Below are 7,304 nucleotides of genomic sequence, written 5' to 3' on the forward strand. Positions count from 1 at the left end.
TCAGGTCTTCGGCGCTTTTTTCTTGCGGCCTATGCTTAAATAGACCAGCGCGAAAGCGAGGTTGATCAGCATCATGATGACGCCGACGGCTGCGCCCTTGCCGAACTGGAAGTCCTGGAAGGCCACGCGGTAATTGTAGATCGAGACCAGTTCCGTCTTGTAGCTCGGACCGCCATTGGTAAGCAGGAACGGGGTGAAGGTGTTGAAGGTCCACATGGTGATGAGGATGAGGTCGGTGACGATATGCCCGCGAATGAGCGGCAGGCCGATGTCGCGGAATTTCTGCCATGACGACGCCCCAGCCACGTCCGCCGCCTGGAAATAGCTGGGCGGAATGGATGAGAAGGCGGAATTGAACAGCATCATCGAGAAGGCCGCGCCGCGCCAGGTATTGAACACCACGATCACCCAGAACGGGGAATCCAGCAGATAATCGCCAGGCGGGAAGCCGATGGAGGTGAGGATCATGTTGAGCGTGCCGGCATCGCGGTCGAGGAAGGCGAACCAGGCGAAGCCGATCACCACTTCGGGCAATATCCAGGCGGCGATGACGAAGGTTTCCACCATCCGCTTGATGGTCGGCGGCACGGTCTGGATCAGCCAGGCCAGCAGCAGGCCCAATAGCGCCTGGCCGATCAGGGCCGAAGCCAGAACGAATTGGGTGGTGAGGATCAGCGAAAAGCCGAATTGGCCGCGCTGGAAGAAGGTCGCGGGATCGAACAGCGCCAGATAATTGGCCAGGCCGACAAATTCGGGATTGAGCGCGGTGCGGCCCAGCAGCGTGCGATTGGTGAAAGAAACGAAAATCACCCAGAAGAACGGCACGATGACAAAGACCGAGACCAGTAGGCCCGCGGGCGTGAGGAAGGCGGCGCCAGCGCGGGAGGACAACAGAGCGAAATTTCGGACCTTGCGCTTGGGGGATGTGGCGATGGGTTCGGTGGTCATAGTGCCTCGATCCTGTTCCGCTCCCCCTTGAGGGGAGGGGCTAGGGGTGGGGGTGCCGGCATTGCCACAACCCACATGCATCTGGAGTGTCCGTCACCCCACCCTGCCTGATGCAACGAACTTGGCAAACGCTGAGCCGTATCTCGCTTCCCTCCCCTCAGGAGGAAAGGTTGGGCCGGTGGGTGCGGATATTTGGCGAAGCGCCCGGCGCCCCCGAAGGAACGCCGGGCACACGAGGGAGCTAAAGCAGGCTTACCGTATTGTCCTCGCCGACAATGGCAATGACGGCGGACTTGTACTGGGCCATGGCGTCTTCGGGCGAAAGTTCGCCGGAGACGACGGCCTCGGTCATGCGCTGGATTTCCTGGCTGACCGAATTGTAGTTGGCATTGTTCGGACGCGCGGTGGTCAGCGGCAGCAAGGTCTGGCTGGTTTCGGTCAGGAACGGGTTGTTCGGGATCGGAACGTCCGAACGCGAGCGGATGCCCGGCTGGTAGCCCTGGAACGCGGTCATCTGTTCCTGGCTCATCATGAAGGAGAGGAACTTCCAGGCTTCCTGCGGACTATCGGTGTTCGGATTGATCACATAACCCGTACCGCCCGAGATCGACACGAAGTCCTGGCCGCGAATGCCTTCGCCCGGAGCCTGGGCCGGCATCTTGACCCAGGTCATGTTGGTATCGCGATCCTTGACCTCGAATTCGGCGCCCGGAGCGGTGACCGAACGGTAGAACCAGTCGCCTTCCACCAGCAGCGCGGTCTTGCCGTCGCGGAAATTGGCGAAGGAGCGGTTGCGACCATCAGCCAGAAGCTGAGCGCGCTGGTCGCCCAGGGCCTCATCGACATAGATGGTCTTGTAGAGGTTGAGAACGTCAAGAATGCCCTGGCTGGACACGATGAACTTGCCATCGTCATTGGTGACGCCTTCGCCCGTCCCGAGCAGCGCCATCCAATAGCCCTGCATGGTGGTGGCTTCGCCCATGGCAACACCGGCATTGAGCTGGAGCGGCGATTCAACGCCGGCTTCCTTGAGCTTGCGCGCGGCTTCGAGCACGTCATCCCAGGATCCAGGCTGCCAGTCGGCGGCAATTCCGGCTTTTTCCAGAAGATCGGCGCGCGCGAACAGCATGCGCACGTCGGTGCCCAGGCCCACGCCATAGGTCTCGCCATCATAGGAGAGAATGGAGCGAATGCCCGGGGAGATGTGGTTCCAGCCTTCCCAATTGGCGTAATTGTCGCCGATGAGATCGTCGAGAGACTTCAGCAGGCCGCCTTCGGCGAAGGACGGGATGAGGAAGCCGTCAAAGCCGGAAATGTCAGGGCCGGCGCCGGTCGAGAAATCGAGCGCGAGCTGCTGGGTCAACTGGGCGTCTTCGCCGCCGAACTGGTTGAGAGTGACATTGATGTCAGGATTGGCTTTTTCGAAAGCAGGAATGACGCTTTCCTCGATCCACTGCGCGGTCGCGCTGTTCACGCCGCCAATGACACAGCGGCAGGTGATATCGAGATCGACGGCAAAAGACGGGGTCGCAAGCGCCGTGGCGCCGACAAGACCAAGCGCAAGGCTGCGCAGACGATTGCTCATGGCAATACCTCCCAAATTTGGCTCCGAATTCTCCGGTAGCCAGCGTTGGTCTGCGGTCTGGATCATCTCCCCTATGCCGCAGACCCGATCAGAATGAACACGTTTTCATATTTCGTCAATGCGGAGAATTCGCTGACGAACGCGACGACTGTCAGATGACCCGCCCCAGATGCCAGTTTTTCACGACGCCTCAATGACAATCCACAGACCGAATTGCGCGGCACCGCCCGCAGCGTCAGCTTGACATCAGCGCCCGATAGCGGCAACAAATTGAACACGCTTTCATCCTTTTCGGATGATCAGGAGACGCATTTTGAGTGAGGTGGAACCGGTTTTGCGGGGACGGGCGACTGCCGAAATGGTAGCTGCGCGCGCGAAAGTTTCGCGCGTGGCCGTGTCGCGCGCCTTCAACCCCCACACCTCGCTCAAACCCGAAAAACGCGAGTTGATCCTCAGGATCGCCGAGGAATTGAACTATAGTCCGGACCGGGCCGCACGGGCGCTGGTCAGCGGGCGCTCGCACCTGATTGGCGTCATCGTCCCCGATGTGTGCAGCCATTGGGAAAGCCAGGAAATCGACGCCCTGACCACCGCATTGCAGGATGAAGGCTTTGCGACGCTGCTGTTCAAGACCCGCACCGACTACAGCATGGACGAACGGCTTCTGACCTATATGCGCGGGTTCAATCCCGATTCGGTTATCGCCTTCGTGGAGAATGTGCAGCCCGAAACGCTGGTGCGCTTCCTGGGGAACGCCGTCCCTATCTACATGCACTATCCCCATCCGGGCGACCCGTCGCCGCCCGATTTCCCGTTATATGATCGGCTCAATGTGCTGCAGCGCGATGGCATCGAACAGGCGGTCGCCTTGTTGCAGGGCTATGGTGCAAAGAAAATTGCTTACCTCTCGGGCTCGGACCAGTCGGAAGGCAATCTGTCGCGCGAAAAAATGCTGCGGCTGATCATGAGTGAGCGCGGCCTGGAGCCGCCTATCGTGGCACGCGGCGATTTCAGCTACGAAATGGCCTATGGTTCGATCATCGATCTGTTCCGCCTGCACGGTGGTGCGGACGCGATCTTTGCCGCCAATGACGTGGGCGCCTTCGGTGCCCTGGACGCCCTGCGTCACGAATTGGGGCTGCGTGTGCCCGAGGACGTCAAGGTCGTTGGCTTCGACGACATCGCCCAATCGCACTGGAAAAGCTACGACCTGACCACCGTCAAGTTCGATCTGGACGAACGCATTCGCGCGCTGGTTCGGCTGATCCTGCGCCGCCTCAATGAGCCGGACGCTCCCGCCCTTGAGGAAATAATCAACACCCGCCTCGTCGTGCGCAGCACGGTGGGGTGAACGGACTTCTTATGACCAGGCAGATTCATCTCGTTTTCAAGACCCATCTCGATATCGGGTTCACCGATCACGCCGCGCGTGTGCGCCGGCAATATCACGACCTCTTCATCCCCCAGGCCATCGCCACCGGGACGCATTTCTACCATGAAAATCCTGAAAAGCCGGCCTTCATCTGGACGACGGGGGCCTGGCTCATCTGGGATCATCTCCAGTCCCAGGACGCCGAGCGGGTCAGAAACCTGGAACAGGCAATAGAGCGCGGCCTCATCACCTGGCACGCCCTGCCCTTCACTACCCATACCGAATTGATGTCCCCTGCCCTGTTCCGCGCCGGGCTCACATTCTCGCAGGAACTCGACAAGAGATTTGGTCGCAAGACCAGCGCCGCCAAGATGACCGACGTGCCCGGCCACACATTGGGTATGGTGCCGCTCCTGGCCGAAGCGGGCGTCAATTTCCTGCATCTGGGCGTCAATACTGCAAGCCCCGTTCCCGATGTGCCGCCCATTTTCCGCTGGCAGGCGCCGGGCGGCGAGGAAATCGTCGTCATGTATCAGGCGTCCTATGGCGCGACGGATTTTCCGGCCGGCCCCGATATCGGCCTCAGCTTCGCCCATACCAATGACAATATCGGGCCGCAAAGCGTCGGCCAGACGGTGGAGGCGCTACGGCTGATCGGCCACCAGAACCCGGACGCCGACATCTTCGCCTCGACGCTCGATGCCTTCGGCGCGCAAATGTGGGCACGCCGCGAGCATTTCCCGATCATCACCGACGAAATCGGCGATAGCTGGATCCACGGCACCGCCAGCGATCCGCAAAAACTGGCGCATTTCCGCGCCTTACAGCGGCTCCATGATGGCTGGGAGCCGAACGATGCCCGCCGCGCTTTTGCCCGCGGCCTGACCCAGATCGCGGAACACACCTGGGGCGTGGACATCAAGACTTATCTGCGCGATGAGGTGGCCTGGGATCGGCCCGATTTCGAGCGGGCGCGCAAGACCGACTACCGCTTCGCCTATACCGAGCAATCCTGGGCCGAGCAGCGCGCCTATATCGACGCCGCATGCGCACAATTGGATGCCGGCGATCGCGCGGCCGCAAACGGGGCCATGGACGCAGCCGCTTCTCCGTCCCCCGCCGAGGTCGACGCCGCCACAACCAGCCTTCGCCATCACGGCTGGATGGCTGAGCTCGATCCGGCCAGCGGCGGCATTGCTGCAATCACCACGCCAAATGGCGCCCGCATCGGCGGCAGGGACGGCCTGCTTTTCGGCTTCAGCCATGAAAGTTACGACTGGGCCGAGTTGCAGAAGCATCTCGACAGCTATCTCCAGCACCGCGAAGAATGGGCCATTCTCGACCACAACAAGCCCGGCCTCGGCAAAGCCCGAACCGCGCGGACAGCAAGCTCTTCGCCTGTTTTTTTGGGGACGGCAGCAGACCGGACCAGCATTTCTCGCCTGCCGGAATTGGGCCATGCCGAACTTGGCGCGCCGCGGAGTTGCGAGATCAGTCTTTGTGGGCTCGATGCCGATCGTGCCGAGCTGACCCTCGTGCTGCGCGGCAAGCCGGCCAATCGCATGCCGGAAGCCGGTTTTTTCAGTTTCACGCCAGAAAGAACCAATGGCTGGCGCCTGCAGAAAATGGGGCTTTGGCATGACAGCCGGGCGATTGTGCGCCGGGGTGGCGGCCAATTGCAGGCCGTCGAAGCGGTTGAGGCTGTTGAGGTTTTTGCCGGATCGCAGGATCTGCGCCTGACCCTGATCGACGCGGCGCTGGTCGCCCCTGCGTCCTCGCCCTTCATGCAATTTCAGCCCGAACGCCCGGATTTCTCCCAAGGTCTTCGGGTCAATCTCTACAACAACAAATGGGGCACGAACTTCCCCATGTGGTGGGAAGGCGACGTGAAATTCCGCTTCATTCTGACCCTGAGGACCACGTGACGCCTGGGAAATTGCCGACAATTATTGGCAATTTCTCAGCGTTGCGGCCCTCATTTCCGGCAGTTGAAGCGTCTTGGTCAACAGACTGCTAACGTTGAGCGCCCCGGCTGGCAAACGTCGTAGACGTCACCCCCGGGCAGCGCCAAAAGGCGGCTCGCCATGTCCTGTTTCAGCCATTCGAGACGCTCATCTTCCGCTGCCATTCTGTCGGCCTCGCGGCCAAGGGCGATGAATTCGTCGCACACGATCCCTTCGCCGATACGCAACCGAGCTTCGACGCCGCGCCAGGAAAATTTGAAGTCAGAGCCACTGACGCCCAGACAACGAAACCCCATTGGCTCTCGCCGACCAGAAAGGTCTGTGCGGGTGGCGGAAATCGATCGTGCCGGCATTGGGCCAGATCGCCCGCGCCTCACTATTCAGCAGGGGTTTCGAGCCTGGCATTGCGCGCCCACTGGCGCTTGTAGGGCACCCACCCGGATGGCGCCACATCGTCCTTGAGCGCCATACGGGCCTACAATGCGGCTCGCACGAGGCGCCATTGGCCGCTATCGCCATCGACGACCTTGCCGTCCTGCCTGAGCTTGAGCAAATGCGCCTCGACAATGCCCCGCCCGGCTGAAAAAGTCTCGTCTTCCTGCGGGTAGAATTGCGCCGTCAACCCATCGAGCGTGGCGCTGGCCAAGGCCAGCCGCGCGAGAATTTTCTGCTCACGATGGCGGCGGCGGGCCAGCAGATCGGCCAGCCGCGCCGCGGGGCTGATGACGGGCGGGCCATGGCCGGGAAGATAGAGGCTTTCGCGGCGGCGCTGCAGCTTTTCAATGCTGGCCATGTAATCGGCCATGTCGCCATGCGGCGGCCTGACCAGCGAACTGGCCCAGTCCATGACATGATCACCGCTGAAGAGGATCGCCCCGGACCAGGAAAAGCACAGGTGATCGCGGGCATGGCCCGGCGTGAAAACCGCCGTCAGCGATCCCACGCGATCCCCGTCGCCAAGCCCGATGTCGGGGGTGAATTCCCGCACCATCGGCTGGCGATAGCCATAGACCGGAGCCCCCGTCCGCGCCGAGAGGGCCCGGGCCGCGCCGGCATGGTCCAGATGGGTATGGGTGTTGAGAATACGGCGAATGGGCCCGCCGGCCTGGGTCAGAATGGCGTCGACATGCTCCTCGAGCGCCGGCCCCGCATCGATTACGGTCATGCCGTCCGGTTCGCGGAGGAAATATGTATTGGTCCCGTCATGGGTGCCCGGCCCGCCATTGGGTGCAACCAGCCGCCCGATCCGGGCAATGATCGTTTCGATCCGTCTCATCATCGGCCCTGGCGCGGCGCCCTTTCGGTGGCTGTCCGTCGTCAGATCATTTGGCGCAGTTTGGGTCTTGGATTAGCGGAGTATCGGCCTCGTCTTTGGGTTGATGTTATGCGGCGAGCTTGCGGTGCTGCAAGCGCCGATGCTGGATGGTTTGTCGTT

The 7,304-nt window shown here is 61.5% G+C and carries 7 protein-coding genes; 2 read left to right on the forward strand and 5 right to left on the reverse strand.

The features are described from left to right. The 3 genes from H0482_RS05735 to H0482_RS05745 form a co-directional block, all read right to left on the reverse strand. A complete protein-coding gene (locus tag H0482_RS05735; protein ID WP_193729028.1) occupies window positions 1-948 on the reverse strand; it encodes a carbohydrate ABC transporter permease in 948 nt (315 codons plus the stop codon). Between the two features lie 241 nt (window positions 949-1,189). Next, window positions 1,190-2,533, reverse strand: a complete 1,344-nt coding sequence (locus tag H0482_RS05740; protein WP_193729029.1) for an extracellular solute-binding protein — start codon at window positions 2,531-2,533, stop codon at window positions 1,190-1,192. Window positions 2,534-2,604: 71 nt separating this feature from the next. Beyond that, window positions 2,605-2,811: a hypothetical protein gene (locus H0482_RS05745; RefSeq protein WP_193729030.1), complete on the reverse strand. Its 207-nt coding sequence runs from the start codon at window positions 2,809-2,811 to the stop codon at window positions 2,605-2,607. 44 nt (window positions 2,812-2,855) lie between these two features. Between H0482_RS05745 and H0482_RS05750 the strand changes: the two genes are divergently transcribed. Next, complete coding sequence (locus H0482_RS05750; RefSeq protein WP_330998209.1) at window positions 2,856-3,884, forward strand: LacI family DNA-binding transcriptional regulator; 1,029 nt, start codon at window positions 2,856-2,858, stop codon at window positions 3,882-3,884. Between the two features lie 11 nt (window positions 3,885-3,895). Beyond that, window positions 3,896-5,830: a DUF5054 domain-containing protein gene (locus H0482_RS05755; RefSeq protein WP_193729031.1), complete on the forward strand. Its 1,935-nt coding sequence runs from the start codon at window positions 3,896-3,898 to the stop codon at window positions 5,828-5,830. Between the two features lie 77 nt (window positions 5,831-5,907). On the opposite strand, the gene H0482_RS05760 is transcribed toward H0482_RS05755, so the two are convergent. Together H0482_RS05760 and H0482_RS05765 are read right to left on the reverse strand one after the other, a co-directional pair. Then, window positions 5,908-6,165 carry a hypothetical protein gene (locus H0482_RS05760; RefSeq protein WP_193729032.1) on the reverse strand — a complete coding sequence of 86 codons (258 nt, stop codon included), beginning with the start codon at window positions 6,163-6,165 and terminating at the stop codon, window positions 5,908-5,910. A gap of 179 nt (window positions 6,166-6,344) precedes the next feature. After that, window positions 6,345-7,145, reverse strand: a complete 801-nt coding sequence (locus tag H0482_RS05765; RefSeq protein WP_193729033.1) for an MBL fold metallo-hydrolase — start codon at window positions 7,143-7,145, stop codon at window positions 6,345-6,347. Window positions 7,146-7,304: the final 159 nt, after the last annotated feature.

This window comes from Devosia faecipullorum, from assembly GCF_015158295.1.
GTDB lineage: Bacteria > Pseudomonadota > Alphaproteobacteria > Rhizobiales > Devosiaceae > Devosia > Devosia faecipullorum.

Coding starts and splice junctions, on each gene's coding strand:
- H0482_RS05735 (WP_193729028.1), bottom strand. CDS start 948: ATGACCACCGAACCCATCGCCACATCCCCCAAGCGCAAGGTCCGAAAT.
- H0482_RS05740 (WP_193729029.1), bottom strand. CDS start 2,533: ATGAGCAATCGTCTGCGCAGCCTTGCGCTTGGTCTTGTCGGCGCCACG.
- H0482_RS05755 (WP_193729031.1), top strand. CDS start 3,896: ATGACCAGGCAGATTCATCTCGTTTTCAAGACCCATCTCGATATCGGG.
- H0482_RS05760 (WP_193729032.1), bottom strand. CDS start 6,165: ATGGGGTTTCGTTGTCTGGGCGTCAGTGGCTCTGACTTCAAATTTTCC.
- H0482_RS05765 (WP_193729033.1), bottom strand. CDS start 7,145: ATGAGACGGATCGAAACGATCATTGCCCGGATCGGGCGGCTGGTTGCA.